The organism is Anaeromyxobacter dehalogenans 2CP-1 (assembly GCF_000022145.1).
Lineage (GTDB): Bacteria > Myxococcota > Myxococcia > Myxococcales > Anaeromyxobacteraceae > Anaeromyxobacter > Anaeromyxobacter dehalogenans.
This window is the reverse complement of record NC_011891.1, coordinates 3,098,279-3,117,987: the sequence shown is the minus strand read 5'-3', so window position 1 is coordinate 3,117,987 and position 19,709 is coordinate 3,098,279. Positions and strand designations below refer to the sequence as shown.

Below are 19,709 nucleotides of genomic sequence, written 5' to 3'. Positions count from 1 at the left end.
GGCGCGCGGTCAGGGCTTCGCCGGCTCCTCCGCGGGGACCGCCGTCTCGCGCTTGTCCGGGGGCTGCGACTCGTAGCGGCGCATCGGCGACGTGACGGGCAGCACGGTGAGCGGCTCCCCGGCGGCGCGCGAGAACGCCGCGCGCAGGAAGTCGCGGTTCATGCGCGCGATCACCTCGAGCTGGATCCCCGCCGGACACACCGCCGCGCACTCGCCGATCGAGGTGCAGTGGCCGAAGCCCTCGGCGCGCGCCTGCTCGGCCATGGAGCGCACGCGCAGCGGGCGCTCGGGCTGGCCCTGCGGCAGCAGCGACAGGTGCGTGATCTTGGCGCCGGTGAACAGCGCCGCCGAGGCGTTGGGGCAGGCCGCCACGCAGGCGCCGCACCCGATGCACGCGGCCGCCTCCATGGCGCGGTCGGCGTCGGTCTTCGGGACGGGCAGGGCGTTCGCGTCGGGGGCGCCGCCGGTCCGCACCGAGACGTAGCCGCCCGCGGCGACGATCCGGTCGAGCGCGCCCCGGTCCACCACCAGGTCGCGCACCACCGGGAACGCGGCGGCGCGCCAGGGCTCGAGGCGCAGGACGTCGCCGTCGTGGAAGTGGCGCATGTGCGTCTGGCAGATGGTGGCGTTCCGGAGCGGCCCGTGCGCCTCGCCGTTCACGAGGAACCCGCAGGTCCCGCAGATCCCCTCGCGGCAGTCGGAGTCGAACGCGACCGGCATCTCGCCGCGCTGCACCAGCGCCTGGTTCAGGACGTCGAGCATCTCCAGGAAGGACATGTGCTCGCTGACGTCGGTGACCTCGTACCGGACGAACCGGCCCTCCGCCCGCGGGTCCCGCTGCCGCCAGATCTCGAGGACGATGCGCACGCGCCCCTCACTTGTAGCTGCGCTGCTGGAGCGGGACGTACTCGAACGCGAGCGGCTCCCGGTGCAGCGCCGGGGCCTCGCCCGGCCCCGTCCACTCCCACGCCGCCACGTAGGCGAACCGCTCGTCGTCGCGAAGCGCCTCGCCGTCGGGCGTCTGGTGCTCGACCCGGAAGTGCCCGCCGCAGGACTCCTCGCGGTGCAGCGCGTCGCGGCACAGGAGCTCCGCCAGCTCCAGGAAGTCGGCCACGCGGCCGGCGCGCTCCAGCTCCTGGTTCAGCTCCTCGCCGGTGCCCGGTACCCGCAGGTCGCTCCAGAACGCCTCCCGGATGCGCGGGATCTCGGCGAGCGCGTGCTCCAGCGACGCCCGCGAGCGCGCCATCCCCGCGTCGGTCCAGAGGAGCGTGCCCAGCTCGCGGTGCAGGTCGTCGGCGGTGCGCCGGCCGCCGATGGACAGCAGCCGCGCGGTGCGCGACGCCACCTCGCGCTCCGCGTCCCGGAAGGCGGCGTGCGAGGTGTCCACCTTCGCCTGCGCGCGGGCCACGTGGTCGCCCACCGTGTAGGGGACGACGAAGTAGCCGTCGGCGAGCCCCTGCATGAGCGCGCTCGCGCCGAGCCGGTTCGCCCCGTGGTCGGAGAAGTTCGCCTCGCCGAGCACGAACAGGCCGGGGAGGGTGCTCTGCAGGTCGTAGTCCACCCACAGCCCGCCCATCGTGTAGTGCACCGCGGGGTAGATCCGCATCGGCACGTCGTGCGGATCGTCGCCGGTGATGCGCTCGTACATCTCGAACAGGTTGCCGTACCGCTCGTCGAGCACGCGCCGGCCCAGCCGCGCGAACGCGTCGCGGAAGTCGAGGTAGACGCCCAGCCCGCCGGGCCCGACGCCGCGCCCCTCGTCGCAGACGGTCTTGGCCGCCCGCGAGGCGATGTCGCGCGGCGCGAGGTTGCCGTAGGTCGGGTACATCCGCTCCAGGTAGTAGTCGCGCTCCGGGTCGGGGATCTCGGCGGGCGGGCGCCCGTCGCCGCGGCGGGCGGGCACCCAGACCCGCCCGTCGTTGCGGAGCGACTCGCTCATGAGCGTGAGCTTCGACTGGTACTCGCCGGAGCGCGGGATGCAGGTCGGGTGGATCTGCGTGTAGCAGGGGTTCGCGAACAGCGCGCCCTTGCGGTGCGCGCGCCAGACCGCGGTGGCGTTGCAGCCGCGCGCGTTCGTGGAGAGGTAGAACACGTTGCCGTAGCCGCCGGTCGCGAGCACCACCGCGTCGCCGGCATGCGAGCGCACCTCGCCGGTGACGAGGTCGCGGGTGACCACGCCGCGCGCCCGCCCGTCCACCAGCACCAGCTCGAGCATCTCGCAGCGCGGGTGGCTCACCACCTTGCCCGCCGCCACCTGGCGTTGCAGCGCCTGGTAGGCGCCGAGCAGGAGCTGCTGGCCGGTCTGGCCGCGGGCGTAGAACGTCCGGGAGACGAGCGCGCCGCCGAAGGAGCGGTTCGCGAGCAGGCCGCCGTACTCGCGCGCGAACGGCACGCCCTGCGCCGCGCACTGGTCGATGATGTTCACCGACAGCTCGGCGAGCCGGTGGACGTTGGCCTCGCGCGAGCGGAAGTCGCCGCCCTTCACGGTGTCGTAGAAGAGCCGCGCCACCGAGTCGCCGTCGTTCTGGTAGTTCTTCGCCGCGTTGATGCCGCCCTGCGCGGCGATCGAGTGCGCGCGCCGCGGGCTGTCCTGGTAGCAGAACGTCTCGACCTCGTAGCCCAGCTCGGCCAGCGAGGCCGCCGCGGACGCGCCGGCCAGGCCGGTGCCCACCACCAGGATCCGGTGCCGGCGCTTGTTGGCGGGGTTCACCAGCTTCAGCTCGTACTTGCGCTGCGCCCACTTCTGCTCGATCGGCCCCGCCGGGATCTTCGCGTCGAGCGGCATGCGCGCTACCTCACCACGCCCACGACGACCGCGAGCGGGATGGCGGTGAACCCGATCGCCAGGATCCACGCCACCGTCACCGCGAAGCGCTGCAGGCCGGGCAGGCTCCGCCGCGTGGACACGCCCAGCGACTGGAACAGCGACCACATGCCGTGCCAGAGGTGGAAGCCGAGCGCGATCATCGCCACGACGTAGATGGCGACGCCCAGCCCGCGGCCGAACGTGGCGAGGACGTTGTGGTAGACCTGCCCCGGTCGGAAGTCCGGGTTCACCACGCCGATCGTGAGATCGAGCAGGTGGTACACGACGAACCCGAGGATGAGCAGGCCGCTCCAGATCATGCCGCGCGCCGCCGGGGAGGAGGCCACCGGCCGGTAGGTGGCGTAGTCCACCGGCCGCGCCTCGCGCCGCAGCACCGAGAGCTGGAGGCCGGCCGCCACGTGCACCAGGAACGCGATCAGCAGCACCGCGCGGACCGACCAGAGCAGCGCCGGCGAGACCCGGAGCAGCTCCGCGTAGCGGTCGAGCCGCGCCGCCCCCGCGAACACCTGCAGGTTGCCGAGCAGGTGCCCGACCACGTACGCGAACAGCACCAGGCCGGTCGCCGCCATCAGCGCCTTCTTGCCGATCGACGAGGTCCACAGCGCCGCGACGCGCGAGGGCCGCGGCACCGGGCGTGCGATCGGTCTGGTCTCGGCGGCCACGCGCTCAGACGGTGGGATCGGGTGCGCGGGGCGGCGACGACCCAACCGGATGGCCGGGGCCCCGACGCCCGCGCGGTCCGGCGACGGCCGACGGCCGGGCGTCAGTGCAGCGACCGCGTGGGCGCGCCGCCCTCGTCCCCGCCGCCGAGCTGGCGCTCGACCGTGTACAGCACGTCGTCGAGGTCGAACGGCTTGGCCAGCCAGTCCTCCGCGCCGATCTCCTCCGCCCGCAGGCGGGCGTTCTCCGCCGCGGTGACCACCACGATCGGGCAGGCCCGGCCGTAGCGGCTGCGGAACTCGCGCGCGAACTCCCACCCGTTCATGACCGGCATGCGCATGTCGAGCAGGATGACGCCCGGCATCTCCGCGGCCACGGCCGCCAGCGCGGCCCGGCCGTCCGGGGCGGTGCGCACCCGGTGGCCCGCGTCGGCGAGGACCATCTCGAGGAGCGACGACAGGTCCTGGTCGTCCTCCACCACGAGCACGCTGCGCCTCACGAGGCCTCCTGCGCCGCGAGCGGCAGGCTGAAGTGGAAGGTGGAGCCCTGACCCGGGACGCTCTCGAACCACATCCGGCCGCCGTGGCGGGTGACGATCTCGCGGCTCATGTCGAGCCCCAGGCCGAGGCCGCCGTAGTCCTGGTCGGTGCCGGCGTGCGCGCGGTAGTAGCGCTCGAAGATGCGCGGCTGCCGCTCGGGTGGGATCCCCAGCCCGTGGTCCGCCACCGAGACGACCACCTCGCCGCTCAGCGTCTCCACCCGCACCTGCACCGGGCCGCCCGCCGGCGAGAACCGGATGGCGTTGTCGAGCAGGCTGGTGAGCACGCGCAGGATCCGCTCGCGATCCGCGTGGACCACCGCGGGCGCGGGCGCGTCCGCCTCGAGCGCGTGGCCGGGCGTGGACGGGCGCGCCTCCTCGATGGCCTCGGCGACGAGGGAGGACACGTCGAACGTGTCGCGGCGGCCCTCGCCACCCTGGAGGCGCAGGCGCGACGTGTCGAGCAGGTGCTGCACCAGGCGGTTGAGCCGGTCCACCTGCCGCTGGATCACCGCCAGGCCCGGATCGCCGGGCGCGCGCTTCTGCATGAGCTGCGCGTAGGCCTTCACGACCGCGAGCGGGGTCTTGAACTCGTGCGCGGCGGTCGAGAGGAACTCCTCGCGCATCTCGTCGAGCCGGCGGGCGGCGGTGACGTCGCGCAGCACCGCCACCGCCAGCACGCGGTGCCCGGCGCCCTCCACCGGCGCGGCCGAGACGCTGAAGTAGACGTCGGCGCCGTCGGCCCGCCGGGCCATCGCGTCGTACGCCTTGATGCGCTCGCCGGAGAGCGCCCGCACCGCCGCGTAGCGCTCGTAGGGCACCGGCGTGCCGTCCAGGTACCGCAGGTCGAAGCGTCGCCCCCAGTCGCGGAGCGGGACGAGCAGGTCCTCCTTCGAGGCGACCCCGAGCAGCTCGACGGCCGCGCGGTTCGTCTCCACGATGCGACCTTCCTCGTCCACCAGGAGCACCGCGTCCACCATGCTGTCCACGGTGGCGCGCACCTCGGCGCCCAGCGTGCGCAGGCCCAGGTCGCCGCGCCGGATCAGCTCGAGCAGCAGCGCGGAGGTGACCACCACGAAGAACGCGCCCTTCACGGTCTGCGCCCGGCCCCGCAGGACCGGATCGGGCACGAGGTGGAACAGCAGCGCGTCGGAGAACGCGATCCAGAGCAGGCTGACCAGGGCGTAGGCGGCCACGATGCGGCCCGGCGACCAGGCGCTCCGGCCGCGCCACCACCGCGAGGCTCGCGCGGGCTCCGTCCCCGGCAGGGAGGCGAGGGGCCTGTCACCACCGGCCTGGATCCCGATCCGCACGAGCCCTGTCTAGCGGGAGATCCCGCGAAAGTCACCCGCCTGGGAGGGCCGCGTCTTCACGTTGGGTCAAACAGCCCCAGCTGTCCCCCGGCGCCGGGACGCCGGAATGGGGACGGCCCGTCGAGTGGGGGCTCGGACCGGTCCAGCCCGAGGCGGGAGGCGTGGCGCGCGAACACCTGGGCGATCACGGCGGCGTACGCCCCGGTCCCGCGCCGCCGGGTGGGGAAGGCCGGGTCGTACGTCCGGCCCTCGCGCGTCTCGCGCACCAGGTGCATCACGCGCGCGGCGGCGTCGGGGAGCGCCGCGCGCAGCCGCTGCTCGAACACGGGCGCCACCGATCCGGGAAGGCGCAGCAGGACCCACGCGGCGCGCTCGGCGCCCGCCGCACCCGCCGCCGCCAGCACCCGCGGGACCTGGTCGTCGAGCCCGGGGATCGCCGGCGCGACGAGGACGCCGGGCGAGAGCCCGGCGCGCGCCAGCCGCTCGATGAGGCGGAGCCGCCGCGCAGGGGAGGGCGCCCAGGGCTCCAGCGCGCGCGCCAGCGCCGGATCGAGGAACGGGAGGCTCACCGAGATCAGCACGCGGGAGGACCGCGCCAGCTCCTGCAGCAGGTCGAGGTCGCGCTCCAGCAGCGCCGACTTGGTGACGACGCGGATCGGGTTCCGGTAGGCGGCGCACACCTCGAGGCAGCCGCGGGTGAGCCTCAGCTCCGCCTCGATCGGCTGCCACGCGTCGGTCCCGCCGGAGAACGCCACCTCCTCGCCCTTCCAGCCGGGCCGGTCGAACGCGGCGCGGAGCAGCTCCGGCGCGCGCCGCTTCACCACGATGCGGGTGTCGAAGTCGGTGCCCGCGCCCATGCCCAGGTACTCGTGCGTCGGCCGCGCGTAGCAGTACGCGCACGCGTGCATGCACCCGCGGTACGGGTTCACGCTCCAGCGGAACGGGATGTCGGGGCTGTCGTTGCGGGAGAGGACGTCGCGGGTCGCGTCCTCGAGCAGCGTGATCCGCGCGGGGGGCGGGCCGTCGTCCCACTCGATCTCGGCGGCGGCCCACGGGTTGGGCGGGTTCCAGGCGGCGCGCGGGGTCATGCCGGATGCGTACCGGAACGGACGTTCAGGCTCAAGGCCCCGGTGGGCGCGAGCTTTTCGCGGGGGCGGGCGCAAGCGCTGCGGCGCAGCGGCCGCCGGCGCAAGCGCTGCGTGTCGCTGAAATCACACGCGAAAATCGGATCCGGGCGAGAATCCACCGCGGCCGTTCGCGGCTCCATCGCGGTGGTCGGCGGTGCCGCCGGCGGGGAGCGCGAGATGGCGGAGGACGGCGTGCGCATCGGGCGGAGGACGTTCCTGGAGCTGGCGGCGGCGGGCGCGGCCGCGGGCGCCGCGGCGGCGCCCGATCGCGCGGAGGCGTTCGGCCTCGCGCAGGCGGACGACGCCCTGCCGCCGGAGCGCGAGGTCCCCACCTTCTGCGAGCTGTGCTTCTGGAACTGCGGGGCGGTGGCGCGCGTGCGGAAGAACCGCGTGCACTCGCTGCGCGGCCACCCGCGGTATCCGAACGCGAACGGGAAGCTGTGCGGGCGCGGGCAGGCCGGCGCGGCGTCGGTCGTGGACGCGGACCGGCTCACGCACCCGCTGATCCGGACCGGCGCACGCGGCGAGGGGAAGTTCCGCCGCGCCGGGTGGAACGAGGCCTACCAGATCGTCGCGCGGGGCTTCGGCGACATCAAGGCGCGCCACGGCGCCGAGGCGCTCGCGCTCTTCTATCACGGCAGCGGCGGGCCCCTGCTCCGGCAGATGCTGGTGGCGTACGGCTCGCCCAACTACGCGGGCCCCTCGTACGCGCAGTGCAAGGGCGCCCGCAACGTCGGCTACCAGCTCACGTTCGGCGAGAAGCTGGTCTCGCCCGAGCCGATCGACCTGGAGAACGCGCGCGCGGTCGTGCTGTTCGGGTCGCATCTCGGCGAGAACGCGCACAACGGCCAGGTGCAGGAGCTGGTGCGGGCGCGGGTCCGCGGCGCGTCCCTGGTGGTGCTGGATCCGCGCCTCTCCACCGTGGCCTCGAAGGCCGACGTCTGGCTGCCCATCCGCCCGGGCGCCGACACCGCGGTGATCCTGGCCTGGCTCCACCTGCTCGTCGCGGAGCGCACCTACGATCGCGCCTTCGTGGAGGCCCGCACCACCGGCTTCGACCGGCTGGCGGCCCACGTGGCGCCGTTCGACCCGGCCTGGGCGGCCGAGCGCGCCGGCGTGCCGGCGCAGCGGATCGTGGACGCGTATCGCCTGATGGTGAACGCGATGCCGGCGGTGGTCGTCCACCCCGGCCGGCACACCGCCTGGTACGGCGAGGAGGACACGCAGCGCGCGCGCGCCCAGGCGATCCTCTCCGCGCTGCTCGGCGCCTGGTGGCGACCCGGGTCGACCTACCGGACCGAGCGCGCGACCGTCGACGACTACCCCACGCCGGACTTCCCGGACCTGCCCCGGAACGTGGACCAGGCCGCCGGCCGCTTCCCGTTCGCGGAGGAGGTCACCACCAACGGCCTTCGCGACGCCACCCGCACCGGCAAGCCGTACCCGGTGAAGGGCTGGTTCGTGCACGGCACGAACCTGGTGCAGGCGATGCCCAACGTGCGCGAGACGCGCGAGGCGATCGCGAACCTCGACCTGCTGGTGGTCTGCGACGTCGCGCCCACCGAGATCACCCAGTACGCCGACGTGCTGCTCCCGGAGGATACCTACCTCGAGCGCTACGACGACCTCTCGCTCGGCTTCACGCGCACGCCGTACGTGGGCCTGCGCCAGCCGGCGGTGGCCTCGCCGCACGACACGCGGCCCGCGTGGCGGATCGCGAAGGAGCTCGGGACCGCGCTCGGCGTGGGCGACTTCTTCCCGTGGGCGACGTTCGAGGAGTACCTCGAGGTCCGTCTCGCCTCCGCCGGCCTGTCGCTCGACCAGCTGAGGCGCGACGGGATCGCGCTCGTCCCCCGCAAGACGCCGCTCTACCTGGGCGACGGCGAGGCGTACCGCTTCCACACGCCGTCCGGCAGGATCGAGCTCTGGTCGCAGCGGCTCGCCGACGCGGGCTTCGACCCGCTCCCGGTGTGGAAGGGACCCCCGCCGCCGCCGCCCGGGCGCTTCCGGCTGCTCTACGGCCGCAGCCCGCTCCACACGTTCGGCCGCACCCAGAACAACCCCATCCTGTTCGACCTCGAGCCCGAGAACACGCTCTGGATGAGCCCGGCGGACGCGACCGCGCTCGGCCTCGCGGCCGGGGAGCGGGTCATGGTGGGCAACGCCCACGGCAGCGAGACCGGACCGCTCGCGCTGCACGTCACCGAGCGGATCCCGGACGGCGCCGTGTACATGGTCCACGGCTTCGGCCACTGGGCCCACCGGCTCCACCGGGCGCGCGGGCGCGGCGGCGACGACGGCGCGGTGATCGACGACTACGTGGTCGACCCCATCAGCGGCTCGACCGGCATGCGCACCCAGCTCGTCACGGTGCGCCGGGCGGAGGTTGCCTGATGATGGCGCCGCCCGTCCGCGTAGAGCCCTGCTGCGGCGCACGCTGGCCGCCTGCGCCGGGCAGGCTCGTCCCTGCGCTGCTCGACGTGCCGACGGGCACGCCTGCGCTGCTCGGTCCTCGTGTGCCCGGCTCGGCGACGCCATCGTGTGCCTCGCAACGGGCCCCACACGAACGGGAGGCGCCGTGCGCCACGCGATGCTGATCGACCTCGACCTGTGCGTGGGCTGCAAGGCCTGCGTGTCGGCCTGCAAGGAGCAGTGGGACTCCGGCCCCGGCGCGGCGCGCGACTGGGTCCACACCTTCGAGACCGGGACGCGCGCCGGGGGCGACCTCGCCGTCACGTTCTTCCCGGGCCTGTGCATGCAGTGCGAGGCGCACCCGTGCACGGTGGACTGCCCGTCCGGCGCGACGTACGTGGACGCGAACGGCGTGGTGGTGGTGGACGCGGACGTGTGCATCGGCTGCGGCACCTGCGTCGCCGCGTGCCCGTACGGCGCGCGCCACGTGGACCCGGTGAAGCACGTGGTCGAGAAGTGCAACCTGTGCGCGCCGTTCGTCGCGCGCGGCGAGCGGCCGGCGTGCGTCGAGACCTGCCCGGCCGAGTGCCGCGTGTTCGGCGACCTCGACGACCCCGGGTCGGCCATCTCCGTCGCCGCCGCGGCGCGCGTCGCGCGCCCGCTGGCGGTGCCCGGGATCGACGTCCGGCCGCGCACGCTCTACGCCGGCGACCGTGCCCGCGACGTCGTGCTCGCCCAGGGCATCGCCCGCCCACCGCGGACCGCCTGGCTCACCTCGGCCTGGGACGGCGCGGCCCGACCGCTCACGCGCGCGGTGGTCCCGGGGCTCGGCGCGCTCTCGATCGGCGGCGGGCTGCTCGTGAACCTGAAGGCGAGGATGGACCGCGTGCGTCGCGAGGAGGCCGAGGGCGCCTGCGCGCTGCCGGCGGCGCCGCCGCGCACGCTGCACCGCCACCCGGCCGGCCTGCGCGCGCTCCACTGGCTGAACGCGCTCTCCTGGATCGCGCTGGTCGTCAGCGGCGTGGGCCTGCTCTCCGCGGCGCGCTTCGCGCTGCTCGGCCCCGAGGTCGCGGGCGCCGTCGCCGGCGCGCTGGGCGGGCGGGCCGCGCTCCTCAGGCTCCACGTCGGCTGGGGGCTGGCCTGGGCCGCGGTGGTGATCCCGCTGTTCCTGCTGTTCAAGGGCGGCCTCCGGCACGTCCGGGACGACGTGCGGGTGACGCGCGACGACCTCGCCTGGCTGGTCCGGAAGCCGCTCGCCATGGCGGGCGCGTGGCGCGGCCCGCTCCCGCCGCAGGACAAGTACAACGCCGGCCAGAAGCTGTTCGCGGTGCTGGTGCTGGTCGCCACCGCGACCATCGTCGCGAGCGGGCTGGTGATGACGTTCCACCTCGGACCCGCGGAGGTGGTCTCGGCGGCCGTCGTGGTGCACGGGCTCGCCATCGCGCTCGTGGTCGCCGGCCTGGCGGTCCACCTCACCATGGCGGTGGTCATCGCCGACGAGCGGCCCGCGCTCCGCTCGATGATCACCGGCCGGATCGACCTCGCGCACGCGGCCCGCCACAGCGCGAAGTGGGTGGCGAGGGCCGCGAACGAGCCGCACCCCGGGGCGCCCGGCGCCCCGGACGCGAAGGAGGAGTGACGTGGAGCAGCGACCGTACTGGAACCCGTACAAGGCCGGCTTCCTGCTGGGCCTGGTGCTCCTCGCCAGCTTCGTGCTGACCGGGCGCGGCCTGGGCGCGAGCGGGTCGTTCAAGCACGTGGTGGCGGCCGGGCTGCACGCCGCCTCCCCCACCTGGACGGAGGAGAACGTCAGCGTGGGCCGGTTCTTCGCCGACCCGGCGCGCGCCTCGATGGACGACTGGATCGTGTGGCTCACCGCCGGCACGCTGCTCGGCGGCGGGATCGCGGTGCTCACCGCGCGGCGCTTCAGGGCCGAGACGGTGATGGGCCCGCGCGCGGACCGGCGCTGGCGGTGGGTGCTGGCGGGCGCGGGCGGGGCGCTGGCGGGCTTCGGCGCGCAGCTCGCGCGCGGCTGCACCAGCGGTCAGGCGCTCACCGGCGGCGCGCAGCTCGCGCTGGGGAGCTGGCTGTTCATGCTCTGCGTCTTCGGCGGCGCGTACGCCCTCGCGTGGTTCGTGCGCCGTCAGTGGATCTAGGAGGCACGCCGTGGAAGGCCCTCTCTCCGTCGTCCTCCGGTTCTCGCACCCCGTCGAGATGATCGTCTCGGTGCTGGTGGGCATGGGCTTCGGCTTCGCGCTGGAGCGCGCCGGCTTCGGCACCGCCCGCAACCTCGCCGCCGTCTTCTACGGGCGCGACTTCCGCGTGCTGCGGGTGATGTTCACCGCCATCGTCACGGCCATGGTCGGCGTCTACTTCCTCGACCTCGCCGGCGTCGTGCCGCTCTCCACGCTCGGCATCCTCGACACCTTCCCGGCCGCCCAGGCGGTGGGCGGGCTCCTGGTCGGGGCCGGCTTCATCGTGGGCGGCTACTGCCCGGGCACCTCGCTGGTGGGGGCGGTCTCCGGCAAGCTCGACGCGCTCCTGTTCATCGGCGGGCTGCTCGTCGGCACGCTCGTGTACACGCTCGGCGCCGACACGTTCGCGCCGCTCGCCGACGCCGGCGGCCGCGGCCGGGTCCTGCTGCACGAGTGGCTGCGCCTCCCGTCCGGCGTGGTCGTGTTCGCGGTGGCGCTGCTCGCGGTGGGCGCGTTCTGGGCGGTGGGCCGCATCGAGCGGTGGGTGAACCGCCGCGCCGCGCCGGCGGGGCAGGGGCCGCAGTCGGTGCCGTCCGGCGCCGCCGCCGCGGAGAGGAGGGCGCCGTGAGGATCACGAACCGGACCGGGGCCGCCGCGCTCGTCGCCGCGGCCGCCGCCTACCTCGTGCTGGCGCTCGCCACCGGGCACTCGGCCCGCGCCGAGCTCCCGGCCGACCTGACGCCGCCGCCGGCGGACGCCGCGCTCGACGTGTGGAAGGCCGCCGCCGGGGTGGTCCAGGCGGCGGGCCGGGCCGCGGTGCTGGACGTCCGTCCCGCCGACGCCTACGCCCGCTACCACCTGCCCGGCGCGGAGAGCCTGCCGGGCGCGTCCGCCGACGACGTGCTGGCGCGCGCCCGCGGCCGGCCGTTCACGCTCGTCTACGCCGGGAAGGACGAGGTCGCGCTCCGGCTGGTGCAGGAGGCGCGGCGCGCCGACCCGGGCGCGCGGGTCCACTACCTCGTGGACGGCGCGCGCGCCTGGTACCTGGCGCTGGCGCTGCCGGTGCCGCTGTTCGCCGAGGCGGCGCCGCCGGCGGGCTACGCCGAGGCGCTGGCGGCGGCGCAGGCCGCGCTCTCGGCGCCCTCGCCCGACCGCGTGGCCTCGGGCGTCGAGGCGCTCCAGACGCTGGCGCGGCTCGACTTCCGGCCGGACCTGCTGAAGGCCGGAGGCAAGGCGAAGGCCGGCGGCGCGAAGAAGAAGATCTCCGGCGGCTGCGGGTAGCCCGGCGCGTCCCGGGCCCCTCGGCGCGGCACCTCGCCGCGCCTCTCGCGGGCGGCGCTACCGCTAGAGTCCGCCCGTGTCCGCACCCCCGCCGCCCGTCTACGCCGACCCCGAGCGCGCCGAGCGCGTCGCCGCGGTCCTGAAGGCCGTCGCCCATCCGCTCCGCCTGCGGCTCGTGGCCCTGCTCTGCCAGGGCGACGAGACCGTCGGCGGCCTGGCAGGTCGGCTCGGCGCCGACCCGGTCATCGTCTCGCAGCAGCTCCGGGTGCTGCGCGAGCACGGCCTGGTGGCGGCCGCGCGCGAGGACGGGTTCGCGCGCTACCGGATCGCCGAGGAGAACCTGCGCGGCCTGGTGCACTGCATGGAGCGCTGCCGGCGCTGAGAGCACGTGAACCCATCCCCTCCCGTCGCCGCGGCGGCCGATCCGCGTCGCATCGCGTCGTTGCTCCTCCCTCACATGCCGACGGGCATGCTCGGTCGTCGCGCCTCGCGCTGCTCGCGGCTCGACCGCCTGGCTCGGTCCGGGGATGGATTCACGCGCTCCGAGCGCGGGCGGCCCGCGATCGGGCCGGGCCGCGGGCGAGGGACGCCGGCTCAGGGCCGGGAGCGCGCGCCGGGGAGGGGACCGGGCTCGCGGGCGCCCATCGAGGCGAGCCCGAACGCCAGGAAGTACATCACCGCCACGAGCGGCGCGGTGCGCGCGAACTCGGACGGGGGGCCGAACAGCGTCTCCGGGTGCCCGCTCGCGCCGATGCGGGTGAGGAGCGCGTAGAACCCTTGCCGGAGCGCCGCGGCGGCCGCCCCGTAGATCACGATCCAGCCCAGGCCGCGCAGGCGCCAGCCGAACAGGAAGCAGACGATGATCTCCGGGACCACCTGGGCGCCGATCATCCAGGGCGGCACCTCGGGCGACACCGCGATCCACGGCAGGATCATCTGCTCGTGGATGACGTAGTGCTCGAGCACGAGCGCGAGCAGCAGCGCCGCCAGCGTGGCCGCGAGCCATCCCACCTCGCGCGCCCGCGCGCCCGCGGTTCCCCCATCCATGTGCGACAGCACATCACGGATCGGCCTCCGGAGCCAGACCGCCCGGGGGCGGCGTGCTATATAGCCCGCGCTTGACGGACCAGATCCTGATCGTGGCGGGCGAGGCCAGCGCGGACCTTCACGCGGCCCGGACCCTCCACGAGCTGCAGCGGCTCCGCCCCGGGATCACCGCCTTCGGCGTGGGCGGGCCGCGGCTGCGCGAGGCGGGGCTCGAGGCGCTCGCGCCGGCCGAGGACATCTCGGTGATGGGCCTCGCCGAGGTCCTCCCCCGCATCCCGCGGATCCTCGGGATCCTGCGGATGCTCGGCCGCGCCGCCGCCGAGCGCCGCCCCAGGGCCGCGCTCCTGGTGGACCTGCCGGACTTCAACCTCCGGCTCGCGGCGCGCCTCAAGAAGCTCGGGATCCCGGTGGTCTACTACGTGTCGCCGACCATCTGGGCCTGGCGCCAGGGCCGCGCGAAGAAGATCGCGCGGGTGGTGGACCGGATGCTGTGCATCCTCCCCTTCGAGGAGCGCTTCTACGAAGGCACCGGGGTGTCGGCCCGCTTCGTCGGCCACCCGTTCGCCGAGCGCCCGCCGCCCGGGCCGGCCGAGGCCTACCGATCGGCGCTGGGCCTCCCCGCCTCCCGGACCACCATCGCCATGGTCCCGGGCAGCCGCCCGTCCGAGCTGAAGCGCCTGCTCCCGCCGATGCTCCAGGCCGCCGAGCGGCTGCGCGCGGCCCACCCGGATGCGCAGTTCGTGGTCCCGGTGGCGCCCACGCTGGACCGCGCCGCGCTCGAGCCGTACCTCGCGGCCCACCGCACGCTGGAGGTGCGACTGGTGGACGGCCGCACCGAGGAGGTGGTCGGCGCGAGCGACGCGGCGCTGGTGAAGAGCGGGACCTCCACCCTGGAGGCGGGGCTCATGCTCCGGCCCATGGTGGTGGTCTACAAGCTGTCGTGGCTCTCCTACGCGGTCGCGCGGATGCTGGTGAAGATTGCGCACGTGGCGCTGGTGAACATCCTGGCAGGGAGGGGGATCGTTCCCGAGCTGCTCCAGGGGGACGCGAGCCCCGAGCGGATGGCGGCGGAGGTGGAGCGCCTGCTCGGCGATCGCGCCGCGCGGGAGGCGCAGATCGCGGCGCTGCGGGAGGTGCGGGCGTCGCTGGGCGAGCCGGGCGCGCCGCTCCGGGTCGCGGAAGAGGTGCTGGGGGTGATGCGATGACGCCTGGGCGCGCGCTGGTGTGCCTGCCGACGTACGAGGAGCGGGACAACCTCGAGCCGATCCTCCGCGCGATCCTGGAGGCCGCACCGTCCGTCGAGGTGCTGGTCATCGACGACAACTCGCCCGACGGGACCGGCCGGCTCGCCGACGCCTTCGCCGCGCGCGAGCCGCGCGTGCACGTGCTCCACCGCGCCGGCAAGGAGGGGCTGGGCCGGGCGTACCTGGCCGGCTTCGCCTGGGCGCTGGAGCGCGGCTACGACCTCGTGCTCGAGATGGACGCCGACTTCTCGCACGACCCGAGGTACCTGCCCGCGCTGCTGGCCCGCGCCGCCGACGCCGACCTGGTGCTCGGCTCGCGCTACGTGCCGGGGGGCGGGACGGTGAACTGGGGGCTCGGGCGGAAGCTCATCTCGCGCGGCGGGAGCCTCTACGCCCGCACCATCCTGGGCGTCCGCGTCCGCGACCTCACCGGCGGCTTCAAGTGCTTCCGCCGCGAGGTGCTGGAGGCCATCGACCTGCCCTCGGTGGAGTGCTCCGGCTACGCGTTCCAGATCGAGCTGACGTACCGGGCCATCCGGCGCGGGTTCCGGGTCGCGGAGATCCCCATCGTGTTCGCCGACCGCCGGGTGGGGCAGTCCAAGATGTCCCGGCGCATCGTGCTCGAGGCCATCCGCAAGGTGTGGGCGATCCGCTTCTCCGCGTTCGCGCGCTCGGAGGCGCGCCCCGGCCTGCCGCCGGCGGTGTGATCGCCGCGCCGCTCGCCGCTCCGCGCTTTCCCGCCCACCGTGGGCGAGGTAGGCTGCGCGCCCGATGGCCCTGCAGCTCGCGACCCTCTGCTTCGTCTCCTTCTCGGCCCTGTTCTTCGTGGTCGACCCGTTCTCGGCGGTGCCGTTCTTCCTGGCGCTGACCCGCAACGACGACCCGCGCCGGCGCCGCGAGATCGCGCTGCGCGCGTCGGTGACCGCGTTCGCCGTGCTCGCCGCGTTCGCGCTCACCGGCGAGTGGATCTTCCGCCTCCTCGGCATCGGCCTGCCCGCGTTCAAGGTGGCGGGCGGCGTGGTGCTGCTGCTGCTCGCCCTGGACATGGTGCGCACCCAGCCGTCCCGGACCCGGATCACGCAGGGTGAAGTGGACGCCAGCGCCGACAAGGAGGACGTGGCCATCGTGCCGCTGGCCATGCCGCTGCTGGCCGGCCCCGGCTCCATCGCCACCGCCATCGTGCTGATGGTGCGCGCGCGCAGCGAGGACTGGTGGCACCCGCTGCCGGTCCTGCTCGCCATCGCGCTCACCTGCTTGGCCAGCTACCTCATCCTTGCGGGTGCGGCCCGGACCGAGAAGGTGCTCGGGCGCACCGGCCTCGCCATCCTGGAGCGCGTCGCCGGCCTGCTGCTGGTGGCCATCGCCGTCCAGTTCATGATGGACGGGCTCGCGGAAGGGTTGCCGCGGACCTTCCGGCTCCAATAAATCCCCGGTCCCCCACCTACCCCCGAGGAGACCATGCCCCGCGTGAAGAACTTCAATGCCGGCCCCGCCGCCCTCCCTCTGCCCGCGCTGGAGCGCGCCCGCGACGAGTTCCTCGACTTCGCCGGCAGCGGCATGTCGGTGATGGAGCACTCGCACCGCGGCAAGGAGTACGAGGCGGTCCACGACGAGGCGCTGGCGCTGCTCCGCGAGCTGCTGGGCGTGCCCGACGCCTACGACGTGCTGTTCGTGCAGGGCGGCGCGTCGCAGCTCTTCGCGCAGATCCCGATGAACCTCGTCGAGAAGGGCCGCGGCGCCGACTACCTGGTGACCGGCGCCTGGGGCGAGAAGGCGTTCTCCGAGGCGAAGGCCGCCACCGCGATGCTGGGCGCGTCGGCGCGCCTGGCCGGCACCACCGGCGAGGGCGAGGGCAAGGAGAAGCGCTACGTCCGCGCGGCCACCGCCGCCGACCTCCAGGTCTCGCCCGACGCGGCGTACCTGCACCTGACCTCGAACGAGACCATCCACGGCGTGCAGTTCGCGGTGGACCCGGCCCGGCCGTTCCCGGACGCGGGCAAGGTCCCGCTGGTCGCCGACATGTCCTCCGACTTCCTGTGGAAGCCGGTGGACGTCTCGCGGTTCGGGCTGATCTACGCGGGCGCGCAGAAGAACATCGGGCCCTCGGGCGTGGTGGTGGTGATCGTCCGCAAGGACCTGGTGGCCGCCGGCCGCAAGGACATCCCGAAGATCTTCCAGCTCCGCACGCCGGCCGAGAACAAGTCGCTCTACAACACGCCGCCCACCTTCGGCATCTACATGATCCGCAACGTGCTCGCGTGGCTGAAGGGGCTCGGCGGCCTGGGCGCCATGGAGCAGCGGAACCGGGCCAAGGCCGGGAAGCTGTACGGCGTCATCGACGCGAACCCGGGCTTCTATCGCTGCCCGGTGGAGCGTGAGAGCCGGTCGGTGATGAACGTGGTGTTCCGGCTGCCCGCCGAGGCCGACGAGGAGCGCTTCGTGAAGGAGGCCAAGGCGAAGGGCATGGTGGGCCTGAAGGGCCACCGCTCGGTGGGCGGCATCCGCGTGTCCACCTACAACGCGGTCGAGCCGGCCTGGCTCGACGAGCTCTGCGCGTTCATGCAGGACTTCGCGAAGCGCGGCTAGCGCCGAGCCCGCCCGCCGCGCCCGCCGGGCCCGGTCCCTCCGCGCGAGGGCCGGGCCCGCCGTCGTTCAGGGGCAGGGCTGCGAAGGCAGCTCGGCGATCCACTGGCGAACCAGCGCCAGCCCCTCGTCGCTCACCACGCTGCGCCCGAGCTGCGGCATGACCGCCACCGGATCGGTCGCGGCCACGCGGTACACGAGGATCGACGCGTCGGGATCGCCCGGGACGACGTCGTAGGCGAGCCCGCCCGACCCGGGCCCGGCCGCGACGGGCGGCTTGCAGACGCCGAGCTGGTACGGGTCGGTCACCCCGGTGCCGAGGTACAGGCCGGTCGTCCGCGCCAGGCCGCCGGGAGAGTGGCAGAACGCGCAGTTCACCTCGAGCCAGGCGCGGGCGCGCGCCGCCACGCTCCCGGTGCCGGGATCGTTCCAGACGGGCAGGCGGGGGGCGTCCGCGGGCGCGGGCGCACCCACCAGGATCCCGGCCGCGCTCCAGTGCGCGAGCTGGTTCTCCGGGCCCGAGGGATAGCCCAGGGTGCGGTTCAGGTTCCGGGCCGTCGGGCCGAGCAGGTGGAGCGCGCCATCGGGCGTGTCGGCGTGGCAGCGCGCGCACTGGGTGACGCTCGGGACGAGGTAGCTCGCGGTCACCGCCGCGCCCGAGGGCGTGACCAGCGGGAGCTGGAGCACCGCGCCGCCGGGCTGGAACGTCGCGTCCGTCTGCGCGGCGTTCCACAGGTACGGGTACCCGCGCCAGCCCTGCGCGGTGCGCACGAGCAGCCGGGTCTCGAGCAGCCGGAGCGCAGCCGTCGGGGTCCGCAGGTCGGGCGGGAGCGCGAACGTCTTCGTGACGATCGCGCCGACCGGCAGATCGAGCGGAGCCTCCGCGTCGTACGCGGCGCGCGTGCCGGGCGGCAGCCACACGGTGCGGGTCTTGAGCGCGTAGTCGGAGAACAGCGGCGTGTTCAGGTCGTAGGGCACGACCCCGGGCCGCGGCGCGACGGTGCCGCCGCCCGCGGCCTCCACCAGGCAGAGCTCCGACAGCCGCTGCGCGGGGCGGTCGGGATCGACCCCGGCGCCGGGCGGGCTGCACGGGCCGGCGGGCGCGCCGGAGGAGCCGCCGCCGCACCCGGCCAGCCCGGCCGCGAGCGCCAGCGCCGCCGCGGAGCGCCTCACGGCAGGACGACCGCCGGCAGCGGGTCGAGCGCGCAGCGGAACGCGGTGTCGTCCGGATCCGGGGTCCACGGGTCGCTCGCCGCGCCCAGGCTGAGCCAGGACGCGCCCGCGGCGACGCAGATCTCCTGCGGGTTCGCGCCCGAGCCGGTCGGGTCCGGGATGCCGTCCCACATCACGTCGGGCAGGTCGGCGCCGAGGGCGGTCCGGACCTGGCCGAGCGCGGCGCCGAGCGGGGTGGCCGCGTCCGGCGCGGTGCCGTTCCCGGAGATGGTGTTGCCGTGCACGTGCACGCGGCGCGGGAACGGATCGTAGCCGTCGGGCGGCGCCTGGCCGGTGAGCAGGTAGCTGATCACGCCCACCGCGGCGGTCTGGTTCCCCTGGATGGTGTTCCCGAACACCTCCACGTCGTGGTTCGCCATCACCACCACGCCGGAGCCGGCCGGCACGATCGCCACGATGCCGCCCGCCGGGGCGAAGTTCGGGTGGTCGTTGTCGAGGATGCGGTTGTCGAACACCCGGACCGAGTGCCCGCCCTGCTGCGGCAGGCCGGGCAGGTCGAACACCAGCACGCCGGCGGTGTTGCCGTGCAGGTGGTTGCCGTGGACGTCGGCGTCCCAGCTGTTCTCGATCTCGACGCCGGCGACGTTGCCGGTGGCCTCGTTGTCCCGGACGACGATGTTCTGCGACTGGCCCACGTAGATGCCGGTGTCGGTGGCGCCGGAGGTGAAGCAGCCCTCCACCAGCACGTCCGTGGACTGCACCGGGTAGATGCCGTAGCCGCCGTGGGTCGAGAGATCGGGGCGCGTCCAGGACACGCCCACGTTGCGGATGGTCACCCCGGCCGCGCCCACCACCTTCACGCCGTTGCCGGCGGTGTCGCGGATCGAGAGATCGCTCAGGGTGAACGCGTCGCCGCTCGCGCCCACGCCCTCCGCGCCCACCTGGCCCGCGAAGTCGAGGACGGTGGCGTCGCGCCCGGCGCCGCGGATCGTGACCCCGTTCGCGGTCACCTCGAGCGCGTTCGCGAACCGGAACGTGCCCGCGCCGAACACGAACGTGGCGCCGTCGGGGGCGAGCGCGACGGCGCCCTGGATGCGATCCTCGGTGGTCCCGGCGGGGAACGCGGTGCACGGGGCGGTGACCCCGGCGCAGGGATCGGCGGGCTTCGGGTTCGAGTCGGAGCCACAGGCGAGGAGCAGCGCGGCGGTCAGGGAGGCGGCGAGCGGACGAGCGGTCATGGTCACGCTCCGTAAGAACCGCCCTGCACCGTCCGCAAGATCCACCGTCGAGCGCCCGGGAGGTCAACCCC

General features: G+C 74.7%; 19 protein-coding genes. 10 read left to right on the top strand and 9 right to left on the bottom strand.

The window, feature by feature from the left end:
- Positions 1-9: 9 nt before the first annotated feature.
- From A2CP1_RS14210 to A2CP1_RS14185, 6 genes are all read right to left on the bottom strand, one after another.
- Positions 10-867 carry a succinate dehydrogenase/fumarate reductase iron-sulfur subunit gene (locus A2CP1_RS14210; RefSeq protein ID WP_012526729.1) on the bottom strand — a complete coding sequence of 286 codons (858 nt, stop codon included), beginning with the start codon at positions 865-867 and terminating at the stop codon, positions 10-12.
- Between the two features lie 7 nt (positions 868-874).
- Positions 875-2,785 (bottom strand): fumarate reductase/succinate dehydrogenase flavoprotein subunit, encoded by a 1,911-nt coding sequence (locus A2CP1_RS14205; protein ID WP_012633912.1) that lies wholly within the window; start codon positions 2,783-2,785, stop codon positions 875-877.
- A gap of 5 nt (positions 2,786-2,790) precedes the next feature.
- Complete coding sequence (locus tag A2CP1_RS14200) at positions 2,791-3,456, bottom strand: succinate dehydrogenase cytochrome b subunit (RefSeq protein ID WP_012633911.1); 666 nt, start codon at positions 3,454-3,456, stop codon at positions 2,791-2,793.
- A 134-nt stretch (positions 3,457-3,590) separates the two neighbouring features.
- Entirely contained in the window at positions 3,591-3,986 is a 396-nt protein-coding gene (locus A2CP1_RS14195; protein ID WP_012633910.1) for a response regulator transcription factor, read from the bottom strand.
- On the bottom strand, positions 3,983-5,221 hold the full coding sequence (locus tag A2CP1_RS14190) for a sensor histidine kinase (RefSeq protein ID WP_012633909.1): 1,239 nt from the start codon (positions 5,219-5,221) through the stop codon (positions 3,983-3,985). Before A2CP1_RS14190 ends, A2CP1_RS14195 begins: the two co-directional genes overlap by 4 nt.
- A gap of 173 nt (positions 5,222-5,394) precedes the next feature.
- The gene (locus tag A2CP1_RS14185) at positions 5,395-6,426 is read right to left on the bottom strand and encodes a PA0069 family radical SAM protein (protein WP_012633908.1); all 1,032 of its coding nucleotides are present in this window, start codon (positions 6,424-6,426) and stop codon (positions 5,395-5,397) included.
- A 216-nt stretch (positions 6,427-6,642) separates the two neighbouring features.
- Between A2CP1_RS14185 and A2CP1_RS14180 the strand changes: the two genes are divergently transcribed.
- From A2CP1_RS14180 to A2CP1_RS14155, 6 genes are all read left to right on the top strand, one after another.
- Positions 6,643-8,859, top strand: a complete 2,217-nt coding sequence (locus A2CP1_RS14180) for a molybdopterin-containing oxidoreductase family protein (RefSeq protein ID WP_012633907.1) — start codon at positions 6,643-6,645, stop codon at positions 8,857-8,859.
- A gap of 184 nt (positions 8,860-9,043) precedes the next feature.
- Positions 9,044-10,516, top strand: a complete 1,473-nt coding sequence (locus A2CP1_RS14175; RefSeq protein WP_012633906.1) for a cytochrome b/b6 domain-containing protein — start codon at positions 9,044-9,046, stop codon at positions 10,514-10,516.
- Between the two features lies 1 nt (position 10,517).
- Positions 10,518-11,033: a YeeE/YedE thiosulfate transporter family protein gene (locus tag A2CP1_RS14170; protein ID WP_012633905.1), complete on the top strand. Its 516-nt coding sequence runs from the start codon at positions 10,518-10,520 to the stop codon at positions 11,031-11,033.
- Between the two features lie 10 nt (positions 11,034-11,043).
- Positions 11,044-11,700, top strand: coding sequence for a YeeE/YedE thiosulfate transporter family protein (locus A2CP1_RS14165; protein WP_012633904.1), 657 nt, complete (start codon positions 11,044-11,046; stop codon positions 11,698-11,700).
- The gene (locus A2CP1_RS14160) at positions 11,697-12,353 is read left to right on the top strand and encodes a rhodanese-like domain-containing protein (RefSeq protein WP_012633903.1); all 657 of its coding nucleotides are present in this window, start codon (positions 11,697-11,699) and stop codon (positions 12,351-12,353) included. The genes A2CP1_RS14165 and A2CP1_RS14160 overlap by 4 nt, the downstream gene beginning before the upstream one ends.
- 76 nt (positions 12,354-12,429) lie before the next feature.
- Complete coding sequence (locus tag A2CP1_RS14155; RefSeq protein WP_012633902.1) at positions 12,430-12,735, top strand: ArsR/SmtB family transcription factor; 306 nt, start codon at positions 12,430-12,432, stop codon at positions 12,733-12,735.
- Positions 12,736-12,947: 212 nt separating this feature from the next.
- Here A2CP1_RS14155 and A2CP1_RS14150 read toward each other — a convergent pair whose 3' ends face one another.
- Positions 12,948-13,400: a hypothetical protein gene (locus A2CP1_RS14150; protein WP_012633901.1), complete on the bottom strand. Its 453-nt coding sequence runs from the start codon at positions 13,398-13,400 to the stop codon at positions 12,948-12,950.
- Between the two features lie 53 nt (positions 13,401-13,453).
- Here A2CP1_RS14150 and lpxB point away from each other — a divergent pair, with 53 nt between their 5' ends.
- The 4 genes from lpxB (at position 13,454) to serC (ending at position 17,230) form a co-directional block, all read left to right on the top strand.
- The gene (gene lpxB / locus A2CP1_RS14145; RefSeq protein ID WP_012633900.1) at positions 13,454-14,605 is read left to right on the top strand and encodes a lipid-A-disaccharide synthase; all 1,152 of its coding nucleotides are present in this window, start codon (positions 13,454-13,456) and stop codon (positions 14,603-14,605) included.
- The gene (locus tag A2CP1_RS14140) at positions 14,602-15,351 is read left to right on the top strand and encodes a polyprenol monophosphomannose synthase (RefSeq protein WP_012633899.1); all 750 of its coding nucleotides are present in this window, start codon (positions 14,602-14,604) and stop codon (positions 15,349-15,351) included. The genes lpxB and A2CP1_RS14140 overlap by 4 nt, the downstream gene beginning before the upstream one ends.
- 64 nt (positions 15,352-15,415) lie before the next feature.
- Entirely contained in the window at positions 15,416-16,069 is a 654-nt protein-coding gene (locus A2CP1_RS14135) for a MarC family protein (RefSeq protein WP_012633898.1), read from the top strand.
- Between the two features lie 33 nt (positions 16,070-16,102).
- On the top strand, positions 16,103-17,230 hold the full coding sequence (serC, locus tag A2CP1_RS14130) for a 3-phosphoserine/phosphohydroxythreonine transaminase (RefSeq protein ID WP_012526713.1): 1,128 nt from the start codon (positions 16,103-16,105) through the stop codon (positions 17,228-17,230).
- Positions 17,231-17,296: 66 nt separating this feature from the next.
- Here the strand turns inward: serC and A2CP1_RS14125 are convergent, their stop codons facing one another.
- The gene (locus tag A2CP1_RS14125; RefSeq protein ID WP_012633897.1) at positions 17,297-18,400 is read right to left on the bottom strand and encodes an SO2930 family diheme c-type cytochrome; all 1,104 of its coding nucleotides are present in this window, start codon (positions 18,398-18,400) and stop codon (positions 17,297-17,299) included.
- The gene (locus tag A2CP1_RS14120; protein WP_012633896.1) at positions 18,397-19,638 is read right to left on the bottom strand and encodes a parallel beta-helix domain-containing protein; all 1,242 of its coding nucleotides are present in this window, start codon (positions 19,636-19,638) and stop codon (positions 18,397-18,399) included. Before A2CP1_RS14120 ends, A2CP1_RS14125 begins: the two co-directional genes overlap by 4 nt.
- Positions 19,639-19,709 lie beyond the last annotated feature (71 nt).